Genomic DNA, 21,855 nt, shown 5'->3' with positions numbered 1-21,855 from the left:
CGCGACGCGTATCATCATGCCCAACATCAAGTTCGGCATCGTCACCGCCGCGCTGCTCTCCTTCGTGCTGTCCTGGGAGGAGATCGGCGTGACGCTGTTCATCACCTCGGTCAACGCCATCACGCTGCCTCGCCTGATGTGGATGGGGCTGCGCGACAACATCGATCCGGCGATCGCCGCGCTCTCGGTGATCCTGATCATCATCACCGTGCTGGTGCTTGCGGTGAGGAGCATGGTGACCAGACGCGCAGCGCCGTAGAGCGGTTCACCGTTTCACGGAAACAGGGCGAAAGGCAGACACGACATCGGCACCGGCCTGGAAGGCCGGTGCCCTGTCACGGGATCGACAGGCTGCCGGGCGCGGCGGGAGCGCCAGGCGTGCGTGCTCAGGCCGCCTGCGGCCGGCGCTGCCTTTCGGCCACGTACTGCCGGTGCTGGCCGGCGAGCGGTCGCTCGGTCGCCAGCAGACCATCCAGCAAGGCGAGCAGCTCGCGCGCCGCGGCCGACTTGCAGGAGTAATAGACCATCTGCCGGTCGCGGCGGGTTTCGACCAGGCCAAACCTGCGCAGCTTAGCAAGATGCTGCGACAGGGCAGACTGGCTGAGGTCGACCTTCTCGGCGAGAGTGCCGACCGAGAGTTCGCCCGCAGCCAGATAGTTCATGATCATAAGCCGCTTCCCGTTGCCCATCACGGTCAGAAATGCGGCCGCGGTTTCGGCGTTGGAAGTGAGTTCCTTCGAGACCATCGATTTCCCCATACTTCGTGCTCTTCCGAAGCCACGGGGGCAATGGCATCAGACATCCAGAGCGTTACCTGAGCGAACCATCCCGACGGTATCGGAACGGAGCTCTGCTTCTTGTTTGACCATGATCCTTCTCGAAGAATCGGTTGCCACCATTCGGGATCATGGCCGGGACGACCCACGCGCCTTGGAAAGCGGCGCAAGCCGGCGCAGATTCGCAAACTTCCGAACCCGCGCCGCCAAGAAGTACCAGCACGGCGCTCTTTCAGCAACAATATAACGATTTTTTGCGTGTGGTCGCAGCGCCCTCACCGCTCCGAGACGGTGAAGCAAGGGCCGGATGCATCGGCAATGGCGACCTCACGGGCTGTTGAGAAGGGCAATGAAACCTCGCGGCCGTTCCCGCGTTTTGGATGGTTGAAGGCAGTGAGGGTTCCAACATGACCCAGGGTTGGTTTTCGAGGCCGGTCACGGTTTCGGTGGGCGTCGCGGGCGCGATCAGGCACATTTCGAGCGCGCAGCAGGCGGCCGAGCTGCTGGCGGGTCAGTGGCGCGACGCCGGCAGCGCGCTGCACGGCTCGGCGCTGCGCGCCTGCCGCAGGGCGATGAGCGGCGAGGTTCCGGCCGACGCCGCCCGGGACGCGTTCATCGGCGCCGCGCGCGAGGCGCATGTGCTGGTGGAGCACGCGTCGGAATGATGGTGCCCGGGCGGGATGGACAGTTCCATCCGTTCGGGCTTCAGATCCCGAACATCAGGGTCGCATAGACTATCGGGCCTGCGATCAGGCAGACAGCCATCGCGATCAGCACGGCTATAGCGAAGCGCTCCGCGCGTCTGACACGGTTCGCGACCTCATCATCGTCGGTTGAGATGAGATCGAGGATCGAAAAAACTCGGGGGGCAGTATGGTTGTCGTTTGCGGGTCGGCCTGCTTCGTCATGCAGGTTCAGTCTGCTTGGGCTAGAGGTCACATTCGTCTCGCTATTCGAATACGCCACACCGCTTGCCGCTGGTGGCGATGCCAATCGGCGCCCGCTATGTCAAGAAGAACTTACGGACATCCGGTGACTACGACAGGCCTTGCCGCAGCCGCTCACCAACTCGCGACCGCGAAATTGGTTGCCGGTCGCGGCCCAATGCGCTCGGCGATCAGGCTTTGGTCCGACCCGGTCCGATCGAGACTTTCACGGTGGTGGAACTCTTGACGGCGGGAACCATATTCCGACGCCGGCCGTTGACCGACGCGAAGGAGAAAACCAATGGCCGAAACAGACGACCAATCCTCGACGCCCAAAATGACCCAACGCGAGGCTCAGGAGGCACTCGAAAAGCAGGTCGCGCAGTTGAAGCGCGAGATCAACAAGATCAATCGAACATTGTCCGAGCGCGCCGAAGAGGCTGTGGAGGAGGCCAATGGCTGGTACGACAGCGCGGCTGATCGTGCCAGCCGGACCGCTCAGGCACTTCGCAGCAGAGCGCAATCGGTTTCCGGAGTGGTCCAGGAAAATCCGGGCACGGTCTCGACCGCCTTCGTTCTCGGCGGCACGATCGGCCTGATGCTTGGTCTCATCCTTACCGGTGCGGACGATCCCCGCCGCGGGCGCTGGCTCTAGGTCCGCCTGGATCGCGCTCGTCGCGTGGCCCTGCCGCGCATCATATTAGCAGGAAACGATATGTTAACGGCTGTCATGCAGCCTTTGCGCGTGGAGGAAGGGCAATGCCCTCCTCATCGACGTTGCAACGTGCGCCCTCGAGCGCCGGGACGTTCGACCAATGCGGAGCAAACGCATGAGTGTCGAAACAGCTCTGGAACAATTGCTGCGGTTGATTCATCGCCGGGCCATGAGACTAGCGGCTTTGCCGGATGACGAGAGGGATCTGCACTACGATCTCATCCGCCTGTCTTGTTGCAAGGCGGCCGAGCATATTGGGCAAAGTCCGGACGAGGCAGCCATCACCGCAAACGACATGGTCGAGTTCGTTCGCGCGCTGGTCGGGATCATCGAAGTGGGGCGCGGACATGACCGGCGCGAAGCGCCGATCGGTCGCCGGCCGGCACAGCAGTTCGCCGGCCTGGGGAACGGCGCCGCACGCACTTAGGCCGGCGCTTCAGCCTCGCCAGCCCCGCCAAAAAGTCAACAAAATCGGAGATATTGGCGATCCCGGCAGGATTCGAACCTGCGACCATCGGCTTAGAAGGCCGGTGCTCTATCCAGCTGAGCTACGGGACCGCTGGCCGGCGATGCCGGCTTTCTGCTTCTCGGCCGGGCGCGCCGCCCGGCTTGCCGGTCAGTGCGTCCAGGGCGTCCTGCGGTCATAGCGGAAATTCTCCGCGTAGGAAATCTGCCGGCGCTTGGTCTCCTTCGGCTCCTCGACGCGGTAGGCGAGGCCCTCCTTTTCGGCATAGGCCACCGCTTCTTCCCTGGTGTCGAAGGTCAGCCTGACCTGGCTCAGCATGTCGCCCGAGGTGGTGTAGCCCATCAGCGGGTCGATCTTCTTGCGCTGCGCGGGATCGAATTCCAGAACCCAGTGACCGGTCTTGGCCTTGCCTGACTGCATCGCGGTTTTGGCTGGGCTGAAAATGCGCGCGGACATGTCCACCTCGTTGTTGCGGGCCGGCGGCAGCGCCACCTTTCGCCTGTCATTACTGTGCAACGGCGCCGACGGCAAGGCCAACGGCCGCCGGGCGGGGGCGTCAGCCGGCGCGTCGGAACCTCGCCGAGGCCTGGGCATTATCCAAAACATCAGGCGACCTGTCTCGCGAGCGGGACGAATTCCGCCGCCGGCGCCCCGCGCCGGCACCTAGGCAAACGCAGCCGTTCCAACAGCCCGGACACGCATCATGAACAATGCAGCCCAAACCCGCGCAATCCAGCTCGCCGTCATCGTCGGCAGCCTTCGCGCCCAGTCCTACAGCCGCAAGATCGCCAGGGCACTGGCCGCCCGCGCGCCAGACTCGATGCGCTGCCGCTTCATCGAGATCGGCGACCTGCCGCTCTACAACGAGGACCTCGAGGGCGAAGATCCGCCGCGCGCATGGTCGACATTCCGCGCGGAAATCCGCAGCGCCGATGCGGTGCTCTTCGTCACGCCGGAATACAACCGCTCGATCCCCGGCTGCCTGAAGAACGCGCTGGATGTGGGCTCGCGCCCGTCAGGCAAGAGCGTGTTCAAAGGCCTGCCGGCCGGGGTCGTCAGCGTCACCCCGAACAAGCTTGGAGCGTTTGGCGCCAACCATGCGCTGCGCCAGACCTTCGTCTTTCTCGACATGCCGGTGATGCAGCAGCCGGAAGCCTATATCAGCACCGTCGCCGACCTGCTGGACGACAAGGGCGGGGTGAAGAGCAGCGAAACCGCTGGATACCTGGAGAAATTCATGAGCGCCCTGGAGGACTGGATCCGAACCATCCGGCCAGACGATGCCTCCTTCGAAGCGTTCATGCGGCAGCGTGAGAAGATCGCCGAAGACTATGTCAACGGCGACGCGAAATCGCTCGAGGCGATCGTCACGCACGCGGAGCCGGCGACTTTCTTCTCGCCGCGGGGCGATCATCTCCAGGGTGCCAACGCCGTCGCGAGCCGTTACGAGCGCGACGCGCGCAGCTTCCATGAAGGCGGCAGCACCGATCTCGAGGTGCTGCAATCCTCGGCAAGCGGCGGTCTGGCATTCTGGACCGGCCTGCAGCACGCAGAGGCGCGCATGGGCAAGAATGGCGAGACCACGGCGATGACCTTGCGGGTGACCGAGGTGTTCCGCTTCGAGGACGGCGCGTTCAGGCTCGTCCACCGCCATGCCGACCCGGCGAAGGCCGTATAGCACCGCGACATAACGCCGGCGGCTTTGCAACCGCGGCATCTTCCCATTGCGCTGCAAGCGGCATATGTCGGATACAACGCCGTGCCAGACAGGGTGATGACGGCGATAAACAAGGACATGGACGCGGAAACCTTGCAGGCTCAGGCCGGCCGACCGGAAACCTTCGACGGCGCGATCGTGATCGGCGCCGGCGCGGCCGGGCTCAGCGTCGCCCTGGCGCTCATCGAGGCCGGCGTGGCAACGCAGGTGCTGGAGCGGGAGAGCCGGCTGGCCGAACCCTGGCACCGTCGGCACGAAAACCTGCACCTCAACACCCATCGCGATCTTTCTTCCCTGCCCGGCGTCGCCTACCCCGCCGGCACGCCCGCCTTTCCGCACCGCACCACGGTGATCAGCCATCTCAACGAATTCGCCGAGACGCACGGGCTGCCGGTCGAATTCGGCGTCGTCGTCGAGGAAGTGACCTTCAACGGCGATCACTGGACGGTCAGGACAACCGCCGGGCCGCGGCTTGCGCGCCATGTCGTGATCGCTACAGGTCGCGACCGGCATCCGTTCATTCCCGCCTGGAAAGGCATGAAGGACTTTGCCGGGCGCATCGTCCATTCGGCCGATTTCGGCGCGGCGAAGGACTATGAGGACAAGACGGTACTGGTGGTGGGCGCCGGCAATTCGGGCTTCGACGCGCTCAATCACCTTTCCGGCGTCAAGACCGGACAGATGTGGCTTGCCGCCCGCAACGGCCCCTCGCTCTTGCCCAAGCGCATCGGCCAGATCGCAGTGCACCGTTTTTCGCCTTTCATGGCGCGGCTGCCCGTGAGGCTGGCCGACTGGGCGATGGCGCTGACCCAACGCCTCGTCTTCGGTGACCTGCGCAAATTCGGCCTTCCGTCGTCACGCGTGGGCGGCGCCAGCCGACTGGGCTCCGACTACACCGCGATCGCCTCCGATGACGGCGCCGTCGATGCCATCAAGGCCGGCCGTGTCATCGTGGTTCCGCAGATCAGGGAATTCACCCGCGACGGCGTCATCCTCGACAACGGCCAGACGATCACCCCCGACATCGTCATCGCCGCAACCGGCTACCGCACCGGGCTGGAGCCGATGGTGGGCTCGCTCGGCGTGCTCGACGCCAAGGGCGTGCCGCTGTTCAACGGCGCCGACAGCGACCCGAGATTGCCGGGCCTTTGGTTCACCGGCATGCGGCCGAGCATCCGCGGCTGCTTTGCCAATTCCCGCATCCAGGGCGCCGCGATCGCCCGTGAGATCGCCAGGCGACGACGCTGAGCGCAAATCGCTCATTTCTGCATGAAGGCGGCGAAGTTCTCCCTCGTCGACTGCAGCCAGCTTTCGTCATTCGTCAGCACTTCGTGCCCGATGAACGATACAGCGCTTTCGTTTTTCTCGTTTCGTGGGTTGCCTTCGCGGGTCTGGAACCTTATACGCCGCAGGGCCTCGGAGTGTAGCGCAGCCTGGTAGCGCATCTGGTTTGGGACCAGAGGGTCGGGAGTTCGAATCTCTCCACTCCGACCATTTTTCTCCCCGTCCCTGAACACCCGAGCTCCGGCGAGTGCGCGCACGGGGTGCCCTTGGCGTCCGTCACAGATACCTCTATCGGCTGCCCCGATGGACCACGTAATGATCCATATATGACGATGCAGACGATATCTCTGGAAGGCAAGCTCGCCGGGCGAGAACCCCAACCGCCTTACACCCGGCGAGCCCACAACCCGATCTGGAACGCGATCGGGGCCGGGATCAGCCGGCAAACTGGATGTTGCAAGATGGATGCCGGCGATCTTGTCCCGAAATGGGACAGTTAAGTGGCGCTTTCCCATGGATTGACGACGGGTATGCCCGCCGCGTGAAAGGCCGGCACGTCACGTGAAGCGACGCGGAAGCCTTTGGCGGCGGCGATAGCCGCTATGTAGCCGTCGGGTATAGGAAACCCCTTGCCAGCGGCTCTGGCCTTTGCGGCAAGGCCGGGATACTGCCGCGCTGCCTGCGCATCGAATGGCAGAACGCGCTGTTCGAACACCGCGCGTATGCCAGCAAAGGCCTCAGCCAGGGCATTCTTGCGGCGCCCCGCAGCCATCACCTCGATGCCGAACAGCACCTCAGCGAGAGTCACGCTGGAAATATACAATGTTTCAGCAGCCTGATCGTCCAGCCATGCCAGAACCGCCGGATGGGGCTGTGGCCTCATCACCTCCGAAACGACATTGGTGTCCAGGACGATCATTCGAATCTCAGAGGCTCGGCCGGGCTTTTAGCGCGGACCTGCTCCAAGGCATCTACATCCTCGCCTTTTACCCCGGCGCGGCGAGCGATGTCGGACAACAAAGTGCCCAGCTTCACACGCCCTTCCGGCCGCACGGCGTTTTCGAGTATGGCTCGAATCTCCGCTTCCGTGCTTCGGCCGTGGACGGCGGCCTGCACGCGCAGAGCGCGGTGGGTTTCTTCCGGAATATTTCTGATCGTCACAGATGGCATTGATATCATCCCGATGTCATTGACATCATATCACCAGATGTCTCTGATGTCACTGGCTCTGACGTCACCTGCTGGCTACCGGACAAGGCCTAAATCTCGAACTCGCCCTGCCCTTCGTCCATGGCGCTGACGGTTTCGGCGGCGAGCGCCCTGGTGATCGGCGTCTTGCGCTCCAGCGCTGCGCGGTCGAGGCGTTCCACCACGCGCATGGCGGTGGCCAGCGAGCGCTCGATGCGCCTGACCAGATATTGCACGACATGCGGCTCGACCTCGACCTGGCGGTCGGCGAAAAGCTTTGTGATGACGCCGGCGAGCAGCAGATCGTCGGGTTCGTGGATCTCGACGGTCGCTGCAGCCTTCAGCCGCGAGATGAGGTCGGGCAGCGCGACACCCCAGGCCGAGGGAAAGCGCCTGGCCGTCAGCAGCAGAGTGGAGCCGGCGCCACGGACGGCGTTGATGAGGTGGAACAGGCCAGTCTCGTGGACGGGGTGCTTGTCGATGTCGTCGATGAGGACGGGCATCTCGCCAAGATCGGCGATGCACTGTTCGATGCGTCCGGCATCGACCCTTAGCGCGCCGGCGCGGGCCAGCCAGATCGAGGCCAGATGCGTCTTGCCGGAGCCGGCCGGCCCGGCCAGCACCACGACCGGCGACGGCCAGTCGGGCCACCGGTCGACCAGCGCCACCGCCTGGGCGTTGGTCGAAGACACCACGAGCTCGTCGCGCGAGTAGCCGGTGCCGTGGCCGAGATCGAGCGGCAACTGGCGCGGCGGATCGGTTCTGTCAGAGGCCATGGCGTGTCAGCCGCGCGGCTTGGCGGCCCGGCGGCGGTTGGCCGGCAGCGGCGGTATGGGCTCGGTCGCGTGACCCTTGTAGAGCGGCGATTCGAGATAGCGGGCAATGGCGAAGCGCACCAGCACGGCGACCGCCGCCGAAGCCGGCACCGCGATCAGCAGGCCGACAAAGCCGAACAGCGCGCCGAAGGCGAACAGCGCGAACATCAGCCAGACCGGATGCAGGCCGACGCTTTTGCCCACCAGTCTCGGCTGCAGGATGTTGCCCTCGATGAACTGGCCGACGAAAAACACGCAGGCCACCGCAGCGATCATCACCCAGTCCGGCCAGAACTGGACAAAAGCGACGCCGACCGCGAGCACCAGCCCGGTCAGCGAGCCGACATAGGGGATGAAGGAGATCAGCCCGGCGAAGAGGCCGATGAGGATCGCGAAGTTGAGGCCGGCCAAAGTCAGGCCCGTGGCGTACATGGCGCCGAGCACCAGGCAGAGCGTGCCCTGACCGCGCACGAAGCCGGCGGTCGCGGTGTTGATGTCGCGGGCGATCGTTCGCACCGTTTCGACATAGTCGCGCGGCACCCAGCTGTCGACCTCGGCCACCATGCGGTCCCAGTCGAGCAACATGTAGAAGGCGACGACCGGCGTCACCACGAACAGGCTGATCACCGAGACCAGCGCCACGCCGGAGCTCCAGATCGACGTGAAGACGGTGGTGAGCAGGCCAAAGCCGGAAGTGAGCAGCGAGTTCAGCCCGTCGCGCAAGCTGTTGGCGTTGACGCCAAATCTCTGCTCCAGCCATTTCGGGTCGAAGCTGGTGATCAATGCCTGCAGGCGGGTGAGATATTCCGGCAGCTTGCCGGCGAAATCGGCCATTTGCGTCGCCAGCACCGGCACCAGGATGACGAAGGCGAGCACAAGCACGACGATGAAGGCGATCAGGATGACCACCGTCGCCATCAGCCGGGAGAGGCCGAGGCGCTGCAGCCGGTCTGCAACCGGATCGAGGAAATAGGCGAGCACCATGCCGGCGACGAAGGGCAGAAGGATGCTGGAGAAGACGTAGAGGAACAGGGCGAGCAGGACGGCGGTGCCCAGCCAGAAGAATATCTGGCGGCGGAACGCCGAGGACGCGGCTTCGCCGGCCGCCGCTGCCTCGGCGGCCGCCGCGATGGATCCTTGGTCAGGAGTCCGGTTTGGAGCCTTCGCCATAGCCGCTCATATGCCTCAACCAGGTCACGAGATAGGCCGCGGCCGAAGCCACGGTCAAGACCCCGGACAGCAATATGAGCGCCGGCCTCAGCGGGTCGAAGTGGATCGAAATAGCCAATTCGCCAAGCACCACCGCCGCCAGGATGATCTGGATGGCGGTGTTGGCCTTGGATATCAGGAGCGGTTTCATCTCGACCGGATGTGCCATCACCGTCGACAGAAGCACGGCGCAGACGATCAGCGCGTCGCGCGAGACCATGGTGACGACCAGCCACAGCGGCAACTCGCCGATGAAGCCCATGACCACGAACGCCGAGACCAGCAGCAGCTTGTCAGCCATCGGGTCGAGATAGGCGCCGAGTTTCGAAAACTGGTTGAAGCGGCGAGCGATGAAGCCGTCCACGCCATCGGAGATGCCGGCAACGAGGAAGCCGGCAAAAGCCCAGTCCCAGCGCGCCTGCAGCATGGCCAGCACCACGGCGGGCACGAGAACCAGGCGCATGATCGTAATCATGTTGGGGATGGTCAAACGTCTGCCCCGTCGTGGCTTGTCGGGAGATAGATGATGGAGATGGGAGGTAGACGCAAGGACCGAGCGCCTCGTTCTTCCACACGGGCGATTGGCGAAAGCGGCGATGACGATCGATCTCCCCCCTTGCGGGGGAGATGCCTGGCAAGGCAGAGGGGGGTGCTGTCCCGCCGACGTATCGGCCATTGCTCAACGGGCATCAACTGATCGTTCGAAGGTCGCGATCCTCCACACCCCTCTGTCCTGCCGGACATCTCCGCAAGGGGGAGATCAGCTGTCGCCTCGGACTTCGCCAATCGCCAATGCTGTTGCGACCATCGCTGTCCACGGTTTTGTCGGCTGACAAGGCCGTCATCCTTGCTCCCCGAAACCATTCATGCGAAGAGCCCGCAAGGGAAACAGCGACGAGCCGGATATGACCAAGCGCGACACAGCCAAGCGCAAGAACGGGCTCACCTATGCCGAGGCGGGTGTCGATATCGATGCTGGCAACCTGATGGTGGAGAAGATCAAGCCGCTGGTGCGCGCCACGCGCCGGCCGGGCGCCGATGGCGAGATCGGCGGCTTCGGCGGGCTGTTCGACCTCAAGGCCGCCGGCTTCACCGATCCGGTGCTGGTCGCCGCCAATGACGGTGTGGGCACCAAGCTCAAGATCGCCATCGATGCCGGCAAACACGACACAATCGGAATCGACCTCGTTGCCATGTGCGTCAACGACATCGTCGTGCAGGGCGCCGAGCCGCTGTTCTTCCTCGACTATTTCGCCACCGGCAAGCTCGACCCCGACCAGGGGGCGGCGATCGTCGGCGGCATTGCGCAAGGCTGCCGGCAGGCCGGCTGCGCGCTGATCGGCGGCGAGACGGCCGAGATGCCCGGCATGTATCACGGCAAGGATTACGACCTCGCCGGCTTCGCCGTGGGCGCAGCCGAGCGCGGCCAGCTGCTGCCCACCGACGACATCGTCGAGGGCGACGTGCTGCTCGGCCTCGCCTCGTCCGGCCTGCATTCCAACGGCTTTTCGCTGGTTCGCCGCATCGTTGCCGCCAGCGGCCTCGCTTGGAGCGACCCGGCACCGTTCAACGACGAGGCGACGCTTGCCGAAGCACTGCTCGAGCCGACGCGCATCTATGTGAAGTCGATCCTGAAGGCGATCCGCAATACGCATGGCATCAAGGCGCTGGCCCACATCACCGGCGGCGGCTTCCCCGAGAACATTCCGCGCGTGCTGCCGAAGGACTTTTCCGCCGAGCTCGACCTCAATGCCATCGAAGTGCCGCCGGTGTTCGCGTGGCTGGCCAAGACCGGCGGCGTGGCCCCGGAAGAGATGATGCGCACCTTCAATTGCGGCATCGGCATGATCCTCGCCGTGGCCTCCGGCCAGGCGGCACAAGTGGCTGCTGTGCTGCAGGAGGCCGGCGAGACGGTGACGCCGATCGGCCGCATCGTGCCACGCCGCGACGCCGGCGTCATCTACCGGGGGTCGATCGGCCTATGAGCAGGAAACGCACCGTCGTTCTGATCTCCGGGCGCGGCTCCAACATGACGGCGCTGATCGCGGCGGCGAGCGACCCGGCCTATCCGGCAGAGATCGTCGGCGTCATCTCCGACCGGGCGAACGCCGCCGGCCTCGCCATCGCGGCCGCGCGCGGCATCGCCACCAAGGTGATCCAGCGCTCGGACTATGGCAGCAAGGAAGCGCATGACGGCGCGATCGATGCCGCCCTTGCCGGCTTCGGCGCCGAAATCGTCGCGCTGGCCGGCTACATGCGCATCCTGGGCGGCCGCTTCGTCGAGAAATGGCTGGGGCGGATGGTCAACATCCACCCTGCCCTTTTGCCTGCCTTCAAGGGCCTGGATACGCATGCCCGCGCCCTGCGCGCCGGCGTTCGCATCCATGGCTGCTCGGTGCATTTCGTGACGCTCGACATGGATGACGGCCCGATCATCGCGCAGGCCGCTGTGCCGGTGATGGTCGGCGACAATGAGGATACGCTCGCCGCCCGCGTGCTCAAGGCCGAGCACCGGCTCTACCCGCTGGCGCTCGGTCTCGTCGCCGAAGGCAAGGCGCGCATGGAGAAGGGCCACACCGTGCTCGCCCATTTCGCCGACGATGCCGACAACGGGACCTCCGTGGTAATGGCGCCCGACCCGCTGCGCGAGGAAAGCGATCTCGAGCAGTTGGCGCGGATCACGCCGTAAGGGATTGAGGCTGATAGCATTTCCGAGTCCGGACCGGGACGACCTGACGTTGGTGCCGAAACCGGAGCGCTGAACGTCGGCAACTATCTCATACTCTATCGCCTCGCCAAGGAACGGATTGAGATCGTGCGTATCGTGCATGGCGCACGCGACGTCTCGACGTTATTTTGAAAGGCAGTGGCGACAGGGAATGGTGATATGGCGAACGCAAGACAACTCCTCGTCCTGCGCCACGCCAAGTCGAGCTGGGACGATGCCAAGCTTGCCGATTTCGACCGGCCGCTCAGCTCGCGCGGACTGAAGACGGCGCCGCTGATGGGACGGGAGCTTTCCCGGCGCGGCTGGTTGCCGGATCTGGCGCTGGTGTCTGCCGCGCTGCGCACGCGCGACACATGGCGGCTGGTCGCGGCCGAACTGCCACGAAACGTGCCGGCGGAATTCACCGATGCGCTCTACGAGGCCGCGGCAGAGGATGTGTTGGCCGTGGTGCGCAAGGTCAGCGCGGCAAGCCTTTTGCTGCTCGGCCACAATCCCGGGCTGGAGGAGTTCGCGCGCCGGCTCGCCAGTTCGAGGTCAGATGCCCAGGCGCTGAGGAAGCTCGAGGAAAAATTCCCGACGGCGGCACTGGCCCGTTTTGTCCTCGATGGAGACTGGGCGGATCTCGGCTTCGGTGGCGCGCGGCTGACGCATTGCATCAGGCCGAAGGAGCTGAGCTAGCGGCCTCCACGGCAGCGCGACCCTTGCGCGCGCGGAGCCCAAAGACAAAATCCGACCAAAGCGATAGCGCCGAACCTTGCCGATTTGATTCAGGCTTGCGCAAAGGCGAAGCGGCGGGACAAGCCCGCCGCCTCGGGGAACAATCTTGGCGAAAATCGTCGATGACGGCCAATCCCTCGACTGGGGCAGTTTCAACGCCGCAACACGTCGCGCATGTCGTATTCGCCGGGCGGCTGTCCGGCGACCCAGAGTGCAGCGGCGATGGCGCCGCGGGCGAACATCGAGCGATCGCCCGCCGAATGCGACAGCGTCAGCACCTCGCCGTCGGCGAGGAAGCTGACGCTGTGCTCGCCGACGATGCTGCCGCCGCGCGTCACCGCGAAGCCGATCTCGCCGGGCGGACACGGACCGGTGACACCGTCGCGGTCGCGTCGCGCGACGTCTTCCAGCGCAATGCCCCGCCCCTGTGCGGCCGCCTCGCCCAGCATCAGCGCCGTGCCCGATGGCGCATCCACCTTCGCGCGATGGTGCGCCTCGAATATCTCGATGTCGCAGTCGTCGGGGCCGAGCGCGCGCGCCGCCTGCTCGACCAGCCCGGTCAGCACGTTGAGGCCAAGCGAGTAACTGCCGGAACGCACGATGGCGACCGTCTTCGCGGCGGCGGCAATGGCGGCAAGCTCAGTGGCGTCGAAGCCGGTCGAGCCGATCACCAGCGCCGGGCCGCCACGCACGGCGCAAGCCGCGGCAAGTTCAGCCGACGCAGCCGGCGTGGTGAAATCGACGATGACGTCGGCAAGCGCCAGCGCCTCGTCACGCTCGACCAACCCCTCGCCGGCGGAGCCGGACCGGTGGAAGCGGGCCGCGAGTTCGAGGCGTGGATCGGCCGCCACGCTTTCCACCATCTGCCGGCCCATGCGGCCGAGCGCGCCGGCTATGGCGATCCTGAGCGGCTTCGGCATTGCGGCTCCAATGGGAAAGACGAGTCGGAACAAGCAGCTGGAACAACGTCTTGCAAGATTGATTCACCCAACGGTCGCGCCATTCGTCTGCAGCATCATGCCGGCGATCTCCTTCACCAGCTTGGCGGCGACCAGAGCGGTCTGGTTCGAGAGATCCTGGCTCGCATTGTATTCAACGACATCGGCGGCGACGATCGGCTGGTCTATTCCCTGGATCAGGCCGATCACCTGGCGGGTGGTGAAGCCGCCTGGTTCGCGATGGGAAATGCCGGGAGCGAAGGCCGGATCGAGAGCGTCGATATCCATCGAGACATAGACGGGCGTCTTGAGGTCAAGCCGCAGCCCTTCCTTGAAATGCCGCATCTCCACCACCTCGACATCGAAGCGCCTGAACTGGTCGCGGTGGTGGTCGTTGATGGTGCGCAGGCCGATCTGGATCAGCCGGTCGGCAAGCCGCTCCTCCATGATGCGCGCGAAGGGCGAGGTGTGCGAGCGCGGATTGTCGCCATAGGCATGGTAGATGTCGGGATGGGCATCGATATGCAGGATCGTCAGGCTGGGATGACGGCGCCGTACCGCGCGCAGCACCGGCCAGGAGATCGCATGGTCGCCGCCGAGCGAGATCAGCGGATGGCCGGCATCCAGCGCGCGGCCGACTTCGCTTTCGATCCGCTCCCACGGATTGCCGGGCTGCGTGAAATCGATGTCGCCGTGATCGATGAAGCGGTCGCTGAGGTCAAAGCCGGTTTCCGACCATGAACTGTAGGCATCGCTGGCGAGTTCGCGCCGGATCAGCGGCGGCGCTTCGGCCGCACCGCGCAGCCAGGACGAATTCCCGTCATGCGGAATGCCCAGAAGCGATATCTTGCTCACGACATCCTCCCTCGTCGCAACAGACAGGGCGTCTCTATAGACGCGGGAGCTGGCGGCCGCGACAGCAGGCGCTTGGGCCAGATCGCGGGATCAAACGCCAAGCTCTTGCGGCTTGCGCAGCCATACCTTGTTGTCGTGCAGCGCGGCACCGCCATAGGGCGCCGGCGCGTCGGCGCCGGTCAGCACGTTGATGCCCTCGCCGCGTTCATGCGCGCTGTTCGGCCAGATGCCCTCGGCGATCACCACGCCGCGCTGGATGCCGTCGAAGAACTTGGCGTGCAGCACCAGCTCGCCGCGCTGGTTGCCGACCTCGACGCGGCTGCCATCGGCAAGCCCGAGTTCGGCGGCATCGTCGGGATGCAGCAGCAGCACCGGCCTGCCCTCCTTTTCCTTCGACACGGGCGTCTCGGCGAAGGTCGAATTGAGGAAAGTGCGCGCCGGCGAAGTGGTCAGCCGGAACGGATGGGCTTCGTCCGCCACCTCGATCAGTTCGACATGGTCGGGGAATTCCGGCAGCTGTTCCACCGGTCCGAACAGCCCCATGCTCCTCGGCGGCCGGTTGGGCGCCGCCTGCCCGGACCAGTCGGGACGGAAGCGGAACTTTCCGTCCGGATGGCCAAAGCCGTCGATGAAATGCGCCGCCTCGAAATCCGGCTGCATGTCGATCCACTTCTGTTCGCCCAGGCTGTCGAAGCTGCCCAGCCCGCGCTTGCCGAGGATGATGTCGATATGCTCCTTCTCGGTCAGGCCGAAGCCCGGCCTGTCGGAGACGCCGAGCCGCTTCGCCAATTCCTCGATGACAAAATGGTTGGTGCGCGGCCCCTCCGGCGGATCGATCAGCTTCGCGCCGAGCGTGATGTGCTGGTTGCCGCCGCCCTTGTAGATGTCGTCATGCTCGAGGAACATCGTCGCCGGCAGGACGACATCGGCGAGCCTGGCGGTGTCGGTCATGAACTGCTCGTGCACGCAGGTGAACAGGTCGTCGCGCAAAAAACCCTGCTTCACCAGCCGCTGCTCGGGCGCGACATTGACCGGATTGGTGTTCTGGATGAGCAGCGCCGTCACCGGCGGACCGCCATAGAGCGCGTCCGCGGCCCCTGTCAGCACCGGGCCGATGCGCGAATGGTCGAGATGGCGCACGTTCGGGTCGCGCAGCGCGGTGCCTTCGAGAAGATCCTGGTTCAGCTTGAAGATGCCTGAATTGGAATGGAAGGCGCCGCCGCCCTCATATTGCCAGGCGCCGGTGACCGCGGCGATCGAGGCCGCCGCGTGCATGTTGACCGAGCCGTTGCGCTGGCGCGAGAAGCCGTAGCCGAGACGGAAATAGGTCTTCTTCGTCGTGCCGACGAGATGCGCGAAGGTCTCGATCTCGGCAACGCTCAATCCGGTGATCGCGGCCGCCCAGTCCGGCGTGCGGGTGCGGAGGTGCTGCTCCAGCCCGCGCGGATCGTCGGTGTACTTGTCGAGATAGGCGTGGTCGGCGAAGCCGTCCCGGAACAGCACATGCATGACCGCGCAGGCCAGCGCGCCATCGGTGCCGGGCTTGAGCACCAGGCCGAGATCGGCCTGCTTCATCGTCGCGTTCTCATAGACGTCGATGACGACGATCTTGGCCTTGCGTTCCTTACGCGCCTTGATCGCGTGGGTCATGACGTTGACCTGCGTGACCACGGCATTGGTGCCCCAGATCACGACGCAGTCGGACTTGGCCATCTCGCGCGGATCGGGACCGCGCAGCGCGCCTGCTCCAACCATCCAGCCGGTCCAGGCGAGGTTGGTGCAGATCGAGCCGAAGAAGCCGGAGTACTTCTTCGCGTGGCGCAGCCGGTGGATGCCGTCGCGCTGCACCAGCCCCATCGTGCCGGCATAGTAATAGGGCCAGACCGTCTCCGAGCCGTACATCTCCTCGGCCTTGATGAACTTCTCGGCAACGAGGTCGAAGGCCGCTTCCCAGCTGGACTCCTTCCAGATGCCGTCGCCCTTGGCGCCCGCCCTGACCAGTGGCTTCAGCAGGCGGTCTGGGTGGTGGACGCGGTCGGCATAGCGGGCGACCTTGGCGCAGATGACGCCTGACGTGTAGCTGTTGGCCTTGGCGCCATAGACGCGGCCGACACGGTTACTATCGAGCAGCTCGACCTCGAGGGCGCAAGTGGACGGGCAGTCGTGCGGACAGGCCGAATGGCCGATCCTGAGCTTGGCGTGCTGGTTCATGCGGGTTGTCTAGCGGGATTCAGGCTCGGCGTGTAGGTCCAGATCGGGCGCGAGTTGGCACTGTTCTGCCAAGATGTGCTGCGCAGTGAGGTTGCGGGAGTAGGTTTTTTTGCGCGGCATTGAAACAGCCAATCTCCCCCCTCGTGGGGGAGATGTCCGGCAGGACAAAGGGGGGCGTGAAGGATCGCCAACCTCTGAGTTCATTCGGTAGCGAAACACTATGGGACTTCGCTGTTTGGCTGAGAGGCCGGCGGGACAGCGCCCCCCTCTGCCCTACCGGGCATCTCCCCCACTTGGGGGGAGATTGACTGTCGCCGCGGGTTTCGCCAATCGCCAACCTCGGAGATTGGCGCAACGCCCCCTCACATCCCGAACCAGCGCGCGCGGCGGCTGGAGCCGAAATGCTCCTTGTCGGCCCTGAGCGCGAGCGAGGCTTCGTGGTAGGTGCCTGTCGGTTTCGGACCGGAGAAGAAATCCACCTCGACCTTGCCGATGCGGCCGCCGCCGAATTCGATATAGCAGGTGCCGAAACCATCATATTGCTTCGCCGTGCCGCTGTTGGAGAGCTTCACGATCAGATCGCTGGCGACGGCGCGCGCGGCGCCTTCGGCGAAGACGCCGGCTTTCGGCGTGCCGGTGTTGGCGCCGTCGCCCACGGCGTAGACGCCGGCGTAATTGGTCTCCAGCGTCCTCGGGTTGACCGTGATCCAGCCATTCTCGGTCATGCCGCTGGCAATGACCACGTCGGGCACGCGATGCTTGGGCACGCCGAGGAACAGGTCGAACTGCATCTTCACCCCGTCGTCAAGGATCGCGACCTTGCGCGCATTGTCGATCGACGCGACGCGGCGGCCTGGAATGAAGCCGATGTTGCGCTCGACGAAGGCGGAGACGAGGGCGCGCGAAGTTTCCGGCGACGGCGGCACCGGACTCGGCAGCGGCAGCACGAAATTGATCTCGCAGGCTTCGCGCACGCCGCGCTTGACCAGGTAGTCGTGCAGCATCAGCGCGCATTCGCTGGGCGCCGGCGGGCATTTGTAGGGCGCGCCGCAGACCCCGACCAGCGCCCTCCCCCTGGTGAAGGTGGGCAGCACGTCGCGCAGCCGCTCGGCGCCGGCGACGGTGTAGAATTCGTTGGCGCCGGCGAGCCCTGGCGTGGCGTCGAAATCGTAATCGGCGCCGAGCGCCACGACGAGGAAATCGGCCTCGTGGACGCCGGCATCGGTGGTGACGCGCCGCCGCTCGGGGTCGATCGCGGTGACCGTTTGCCTGAGCAGGCGCACGCCGGGCTTGGCATAGTTCGAGTAAGGCAGGCGCACCTGATCCGCCGTCTTGTGGCCGAACATGACGTCGAGCTTGGAAAAGCCGAAGACGAAGCCGTCGCTCTTGTCGATCAAGGTGACGTCGATGCCGGCGCCGAAGGTCTCGGACAGCAGGCTGGTGAGTTCGAGGCCGCCAAAGCCCGCCCCAAGGACGAGGACGCGCGGCTTGCTGGAAGTGTTCATGTTACCCTCTCATTTGTTGCTTGGAATGACGCGCGTCGTAGTCAAATTTCCCTAGGACCAGTGCCTCAACGTGGCGGTGTCCTCGGCGAAGATCACGCCGAAGAAGCCGTCGATCATCTTCAGCGTGTCGGCATCGCTCATGCCGGGCAGCGCCGGGAAATCGCCCTCCAGATCCACCTTGGTCCTGCCGCCCATCGGCGTGTAGCTGTGGGTGAATCGCGCGCCGTCGAAGGCGCCGCCGGTCAGCCTGGTCTCGATGCCGCGCGGCGGATCGAGCGTATGCTCGACCTGCATGGCGAAGGTGGTTCCGTCGGGATTATAGACCTCGGCGTCGAGGGTGACGACATTGCCGGCCACACCGGCGAGCCGGTGGCTCTTGAAGGCCAGATGCCGGTGGTTGCCGGCGCTCATATATTGGAACAGCCGCTCCGGCGTGGCGTCGAAGACGGCGATGGCGGGCTTCACGTAATGCACGGTCATGGCGGTCTGCTCCTGCGATGGTTCTTTGGGCGCGCGGCCGGAAAGGGTCTCGCCGCTCCCCGGCCGCGGCTCACGCGGCCGCGGCTCAGGCGTGCGGCTGCGGGACGATGCGGATGTAGGGCTTGGGCGCCTTCCATCCGTTCGGGTAGATCTTGGCCGCCTCGTCGTTCGACACCGAGCCGGCGATGACGACGTCCTCGCCCTGGCGCCAGTTGACCGGAGTCGCGACCCGGTGTTTCGCGGTGAGCTGCAGGGAATCGATGACGCGAAGGATCTCGTCGAAGTTCCGGCCGGTGGTCATCGGATAGGAGATCAGCAGCTTGACCTTCTTGTCCGGCCCGATGACATAGACGTTGCGCACAGTCTGGTTGTCGGCCGCGGTGCGGCCCTCCGAGGAGTCGCCGACAGTCGCCGGCAGCATGTCGTAGAGCTTGGAGATCGCAAGCGTCAGGTCGCCGATCATCGGGTAGTTCGGCGCATGGCCTTGCGTCTCCTCGATGTCCATGGCCCAGCTCTGGTGCCGGTCGACGGGATCGACGCTGAGCCCGATGATCTTCACGTTGCGCTTGTCGAATTCAGGCTTGAGCTTGGCCATGTAGCCGAGTTCCGTGGTGCAGATCGGCGTGAAATCCTTGGGGTGGGAGAAAAGGACGCCCCAGGACTCGCCGAGCCAGGAATGGAAGCTGATCTGGCCTTGCGTCGTCTCGGCTTCGAAATCCGGGGCGGTGTCGTTGATGCGGATGGACATGGTGAGTTCTCCTCTGTGAATGGGTTGACGCGGCCATACTGACCGGCCGGCGTTCCTTCACCGTTCCCCGAATGCGCCTTGCCTGTGCCGGCCCTTCCAATCGGCATCGATGCCGGACTATGGTTGGCCGGGGCCTTGGGAGACGAAAATGCACGTAGAGGTGGATTTGCTTGGCCAATTCCGCGTGTCCATCGATGGACGCGCGGCGTCCGCGGCGGCGTGGCGGCGCACGAGCAGCGTGACGCTGGTCAAATTGCTGGCGCTTGCCCGGCGCCATCGGCTGCACCGCGAGCAGGTAATGGACGCACTATGGCCCGACCTCGAACCGGAGGCCGCCGCCGCCAATCTGCGCAAGGCCGTCCACTTCACCCGGCGCGCGCTCGGCGCGCATGACATCATCGCGCTCGACGGCGAAGTCGTGGCGCTGGCGCCGGGCGCTGAGCTCGCCGTCGATGCTGCCTTGTTCGAGGCCGAGGCGACGGCGGCGCTGCAGGCAAACGATCGCGGGGCCACGGAACGGGCGGCCCGGCGCTACGCCGGCGACCTGCTGCCGGACGACCGCTACGCTGAATGGGCGGAAGAGCCGCGCCAACGGCTGCGCGAGCTCTATGTGCGCGTGCTGGAGGCGGCCGGTCTGTGGGAACGCTTGCTGGCGGTCGATCCCGCCGACGAGCGCGCCGCGCGGGCCCTGATGCAGGCGGCACTCGAGGCCGGCAATCGCGGCGAGGTCGTGCGGCAATTCGAGCGGCTGCGCGAAAGCCTGCGCGTCGATCTCGGCGTCGGCCCGCAAGCGGCGACGGTCGCCATCTACGAGAAGGCGCTGGCGCTCGGCGGCGCGCAGCCGACCGGGATCGCCGAACGGGTGCGCGGGCTTTTGGCCTGGGGCATCATCCAGCTCAACAGCGGCGACTTCGGCGATGCCGGGCAGAAGGGCGCCGAGGCGCGCACACTGGCGATCGCCGCCGAGCTCGGGCGCGAGGTCGGCGAGGCAAGCGCGCTGATCGGGCTCGCCGCGCACATGCAGGGGCAATGGCAGGAGCTTTTCCAGTCCGAATTCGTCGACTGGGTTCGTGGCGCGCCGAGCGTTGCCTCCAACGTCTTCGACGGGCATCTGTGCCTGGCGGAATTCTGCCTCTACCGGGCAGGCGGCCATGAACACATGGCCAAGGCGGCGCGCGAGCTTTTGGGCATCGCCGAGGCCGCCGGATCGGTTCCCGGCCGCGTGCTTGCCTCGCTGATCCTCGGCGAGGCCGAGCTGTTCTCGGGGCGGCTCACAGCGGCGGAGGAGCTGTTGACCAGCGCAGCCCAGCTCAGCGCTACAGCGCGCGCCCCTTTCGGCGAGGCGCTGGCGCTGCATCGACTCGGCGAAATCGCGCTGGCGCGCGGCCAGAAATGGCGCGCCGGCCGGCTCCTGCAGAAGGGCTTGCGCCTTGCCGAATCCACATGGCTCGCCCCGCATCTGCTGATCCGCTTCCAGGCCCTGGCGGTCGAGGCGGCGGCGACGCAATCGCAGGCGATGGAGGCGATCCGGCAGGGCGACCGCAGGCTGGCCGAAAAATGCACCTGCCAGCCCTGCTCGATGGGCTTTCGCGTCGCGTCCTCGATCGCGCTGGCCGAGGCCGGGGAACTCGACCAGGCGAGCCGGCGCATCGACGAGGCCGAGCGACTGGCCGGCATGTGGCAGGGCGGACCGTGGGTCGCCGCCGTCTGGGAAGCGCGCGGCGTGCACCGCCAGGCGCGCGGCGAAAGCGACCAGGCCTCCGCGCTGTTGCGCGAAGCGGCCGCGCGCTACGCCGAACTCGGCCGCCCGCGCGACCAGGAGCGCTGCCTGGCGCGGGCGCAAGCGGTTGAAGTGAGGCTGGCGGGGTAGAAGCTGCCAATCTCCCCCTTGTGGGGGGAGATTAGGCTTTCATCCCTACTCCGCGATCCCTTCCTCATATTCCGCCGACATGGTCAGCCACTTGTCCTCGTTCTGCGCCAGCGTCTGAGCGAGTTGCGAGCGTTCCTTGGCGAGGCGTGTCGCGGTCGAGGGGTCCTTTTCGTAGATCGCCGGATTGGCGAGCTCGTCCTCGATCAGGTCGATGCGCTTGCGGATGCGGTCCATCAGTGCCTCGGTGGCGCGGATTTCTTTCGCCAGCGGTTCGAGCGCGGCACGGCGCTGGGCCGCCTCGCGGCGACGGTCGGCCTTGGAGGCCTTGTCGGCTTCCTTCTGTTCGCGGCGATTGGAGGAAACGCCGGTGACCAGCGTCTTGTAATCCTCGAGGTCGCCGTCATAGGGATTGACCGCGCCGTCCTTGACCAGCCACAGGCGATCGGCCGTCGCCTCGAGCAGGTGACGGTCGTGCGAGATCAGGATCACGGCGCCGGGGAAATCGTTCAGCGCATGGATCAGCGATTCACGGCTGTCGATATCGAGGTGGTTGGTCGGCTCGTCGAGGATGAACAGGTTCGGTCCGTCGAAGGCCGACAGGCCCATCAAAAGGCGCGCCTTCTCGCCGCCGGAGAGATCCTTGGCGGCGGTGTTCATCTTCTCGGTGGTGAGGCCGAACTGGGCCACGCGGGCACGCACCTTCGATT

General features: G+C 65.5%; 24 protein-coding genes, 2 tRNA genes and 1 pseudogene. 12 read left to right on the top strand and 15 right to left on the bottom strand.

Translation table 11 applies throughout. The annotated features are described in order from the left end of the window. A pseudogene (locus tag EN780_RS08010) lies at positions 1-259 on the top strand (ABC transporter permease subunit); the annotation flags it as partial. A gap of 127 nt (positions 260-386) precedes the next feature. On the opposite strand, the gene EN780_RS08005 reads toward EN780_RS08010, so the two are convergent. Continuing rightward, positions 387-746, bottom strand: a complete 360-nt coding sequence (locus EN780_RS08005; protein WP_127287233.1) for a metalloregulator ArsR/SmtB family transcription factor — start codon at positions 744-746, stop codon at positions 387-389. Positions 747-1,183: 437 nt separating this feature from the next. Here EN780_RS08005 and EN780_RS08000 point away from each other — a divergent pair, with 437 nt between their 5' ends. From EN780_RS08000 to EN780_RS07990, 3 genes are all read left to right on the top strand, one after another. Further along, on the top strand, positions 1,184-1,441 hold the full coding sequence (locus EN780_RS08000) for a DUF982 domain-containing protein (RefSeq protein ID WP_127311481.1): 258 nt from the start codon (positions 1,184-1,186) through the stop codon (positions 1,439-1,441). Between the two features lie 562 nt (positions 1,442-2,003). Beyond that, complete coding sequence (locus tag EN780_RS07995; protein ID WP_128273049.1) at positions 2,004-2,357, top strand: hypothetical protein; 354 nt, start codon at positions 2,004-2,006, stop codon at positions 2,355-2,357. A gap of 175 nt (positions 2,358-2,532) precedes the next feature. After that, entirely contained in the window at positions 2,533-2,844 is a 312-nt protein-coding gene (locus tag EN780_RS07990; protein ID WP_127285783.1) for a hypothetical protein, read from the top strand. A gap of 54 nt (positions 2,845-2,898) precedes the next feature. Here EN780_RS07990 and EN780_RS07985 read toward each other — a convergent pair. Both EN780_RS07985 and EN780_RS07980 read right to left on the bottom strand, forming a co-directional pair. Then, positions 2,899-2,975, bottom strand: a tRNA-Arg gene (locus EN780_RS07985). A 58-nt stretch (positions 2,976-3,033) separates the two neighbouring features. Further along, positions 3,034-3,339 carry an ETC complex I subunit gene (locus tag EN780_RS07980; RefSeq protein WP_127285784.1) on the bottom strand — a complete coding sequence of 102 codons (306 nt, stop codon included), beginning with the start codon at positions 3,337-3,339 and terminating at the stop codon, positions 3,034-3,036. Between the two features lie 247 nt (positions 3,340-3,586). Between EN780_RS07980 and EN780_RS41530 the strand changes: the two genes are divergently transcribed. The 3 genes from EN780_RS41530 (at position 3,587) to EN780_RS07965 (ending at position 6,094) form a co-directional block, all read left to right on the top strand. After that, entirely contained in the window at positions 3,587-4,561 is a 975-nt protein-coding gene (locus EN780_RS41530) for an NAD(P)H-dependent oxidoreductase (RefSeq protein WP_128273047.1), read from the top strand. 117 nt (positions 4,562-4,678) lie between these two features. Further along, positions 4,679-5,848 (top strand): NAD(P)/FAD-dependent oxidoreductase, encoded by a 1,170-nt coding sequence (locus tag EN780_RS07970; protein WP_245499908.1) that lies wholly within the window; start codon positions 4,679-4,681, stop codon positions 5,846-5,848. Between the two features lie 169 nt (positions 5,849-6,017). After that, a tRNA-Pro gene (locus EN780_RS07965) sits at positions 6,018-6,094 on the top strand. Between the two features lie 286 nt (positions 6,095-6,380). Here the strand turns inward: EN780_RS07965 and EN780_RS07960 are convergent. From EN780_RS07960 to EN780_RS07940, 5 genes are all read right to left on the bottom strand, one after another. Further along, positions 6,381-6,803, bottom strand: coding sequence for a type II toxin-antitoxin system VapC family toxin (locus EN780_RS07960; protein WP_128273045.1), 423 nt, complete (start codon positions 6,801-6,803; stop codon positions 6,381-6,383). After that, a complete protein-coding gene (locus EN780_RS07955; RefSeq protein ID WP_210215032.1) occupies positions 6,800-7,054 on the bottom strand; it encodes an Arc family DNA-binding protein in 255 nt (84 codons plus the stop codon). The genes EN780_RS07960 and EN780_RS07955 overlap by 4 nt, the downstream gene beginning before the upstream one ends. 89 nt (positions 7,055-7,143) lie before the next feature. Beyond that, a complete protein-coding gene (gene hdaA / locus EN780_RS07950; RefSeq protein WP_128273041.1) occupies positions 7,144-7,848 on the bottom strand; it encodes a DnaA regulatory inactivator HdaA in 705 nt (234 codons plus the stop codon). Between the two features lie 6 nt (positions 7,849-7,854). Continuing rightward, the gene (locus EN780_RS07945) at positions 7,855-9,057 is read right to left on the bottom strand and encodes an AI-2E family transporter (protein ID WP_128273039.1); all 1,203 of its coding nucleotides are present in this window, start codon (positions 9,055-9,057) and stop codon (positions 7,855-7,857) included. Continuing rightward, positions 9,029-9,586 (bottom strand): CDP-alcohol phosphatidyltransferase family protein, encoded by a 558-nt coding sequence (locus EN780_RS07940; protein ID WP_127285792.1) that lies wholly within the window; start codon positions 9,584-9,586, stop codon positions 9,029-9,031. The genes EN780_RS07945 and EN780_RS07940 overlap by 29 nt, the downstream gene beginning before the upstream one ends. Positions 9,587-10,001: 415 nt before the next feature. On the opposite strand from EN780_RS07940, the gene purM reads away from it, so the two are divergent. Genes purM through EN780_RS07920 form a run of 4 tightly spaced genes read left to right on the top strand, consistent with a single transcriptional unit; the run spans position 10,002 to position 12,502 of the window. Beyond that, positions 10,002-11,081, top strand: coding sequence for a phosphoribosylformylglycinamidine cyclo-ligase (gene purM, locus EN780_RS07935; RefSeq protein WP_128273037.1), 1,080 nt, complete (start codon positions 10,002-10,004; stop codon positions 11,079-11,081). Further along, positions 11,078-11,785, top strand: a complete 708-nt coding sequence (purN, locus tag EN780_RS07930; RefSeq protein ID WP_128273035.1) for a phosphoribosylglycinamide formyltransferase — start codon at positions 11,078-11,080, stop codon at positions 11,783-11,785. The genes purM and purN overlap by 4 nt, the downstream gene beginning before the upstream one ends. Positions 11,786-11,788: 3 nt before the next feature. Continuing rightward, complete coding sequence (locus EN780_RS41325; protein ID WP_128273053.1) at positions 11,789-11,956, top strand: type II toxin-antitoxin system RelE/ParE family toxin; 168 nt, start codon at positions 11,789-11,791, stop codon at positions 11,954-11,956. A 27-nt stretch (positions 11,957-11,983) separates the two neighbouring features. Then, the gene (locus EN780_RS07920) at positions 11,984-12,502 is read left to right on the top strand and encodes a histidine phosphatase family protein (RefSeq protein WP_128273033.1); all 519 of its coding nucleotides are present in this window, start codon (positions 11,984-11,986) and stop codon (positions 12,500-12,502) included. Between the two features lie 191 nt (positions 12,503-12,693). On the opposite strand, the gene dapB is transcribed toward EN780_RS07920, so the two are convergent. The 6 genes from dapB to EN780_RS07890 all read right to left on the bottom strand — a co-directional run bounded on the left by dapB (position 12,694) and on the right by EN780_RS07890 (position 19,278). Further along, positions 12,694-13,461 carry a 4-hydroxy-tetrahydrodipicolinate reductase gene (gene dapB, locus EN780_RS07915; RefSeq protein ID WP_128273031.1) on the bottom strand — a complete coding sequence of 256 codons (768 nt, stop codon included), beginning with the start codon at positions 13,459-13,461 and terminating at the stop codon, positions 12,694-12,696. A gap of 63 nt (positions 13,462-13,524) precedes the next feature. Next, complete coding sequence (locus tag EN780_RS07910; protein WP_128273029.1) at positions 13,525-14,334, bottom strand: agmatinase family protein; 810 nt, start codon at positions 14,332-14,334, stop codon at positions 13,525-13,527. Positions 14,335-14,424: 90 nt separating this feature from the next. Continuing rightward, positions 14,425-16,545: a molybdopterin oxidoreductase family protein gene (locus tag EN780_RS07905; protein ID WP_128273027.1), complete on the bottom strand. Its 2,121-nt coding sequence runs from the start codon at positions 16,543-16,545 to the stop codon at positions 14,425-14,427. Positions 16,546-16,907: 362 nt separating this feature from the next. Next, positions 16,908-18,050: an FAD/NAD(P)-binding oxidoreductase gene (locus tag EN780_RS07900; protein ID WP_128273025.1), complete on the bottom strand. Its 1,143-nt coding sequence runs from the start codon at positions 18,048-18,050 to the stop codon at positions 16,908-16,910. Positions 18,051-18,101: 51 nt separating this feature from the next. Continuing rightward, positions 18,102-18,530, bottom strand: a complete 429-nt coding sequence (locus EN780_RS07895) for a hypothetical protein (protein ID WP_127285726.1) — start codon at positions 18,528-18,530, stop codon at positions 18,102-18,104. 85 nt (positions 18,531-18,615) lie between these two features. Beyond that, on the bottom strand, positions 18,616-19,278 hold the full coding sequence (locus tag EN780_RS07890; RefSeq protein WP_128273023.1) for a peroxiredoxin: 663 nt from the start codon (positions 19,276-19,278) through the stop codon (positions 18,616-18,618). 148 nt (positions 19,279-19,426) lie between these two features. Between EN780_RS07890 and EN780_RS07885 the strand changes: the two genes are divergently transcribed. Further along, positions 19,427-21,148: a BTAD domain-containing putative transcriptional regulator gene (locus EN780_RS07885; RefSeq protein ID WP_128273021.1), complete on the top strand. Its 1,722-nt coding sequence runs from the start codon at positions 19,427-19,429 to the stop codon at positions 21,146-21,148. Positions 21,149-21,193: 45 nt separating this feature from the next. Here EN780_RS07885 and EN780_RS07880 read toward each other — a convergent pair. Next, positions 21,194-21,855 (bottom strand): ATP-binding cassette domain-containing protein (locus EN780_RS07880; protein WP_133372588.1); only part of this gene is annotated, 662 nt, incomplete at its 5' end.

Source organism: Mesorhizobium sp. M4B.F.Ca.ET.089.01.1.1 (assembly GCF_004022605.1).
Classification (GTDB): domain Bacteria; phylum Pseudomonadota; class Alphaproteobacteria; order Rhizobiales; family Rhizobiaceae; genus Mesorhizobium; species Mesorhizobium abyssinicae.
Note: the sequence above shows the minus strand (reverse complement) of the source record. Positions and strands in the feature narration are given on the sequence as shown.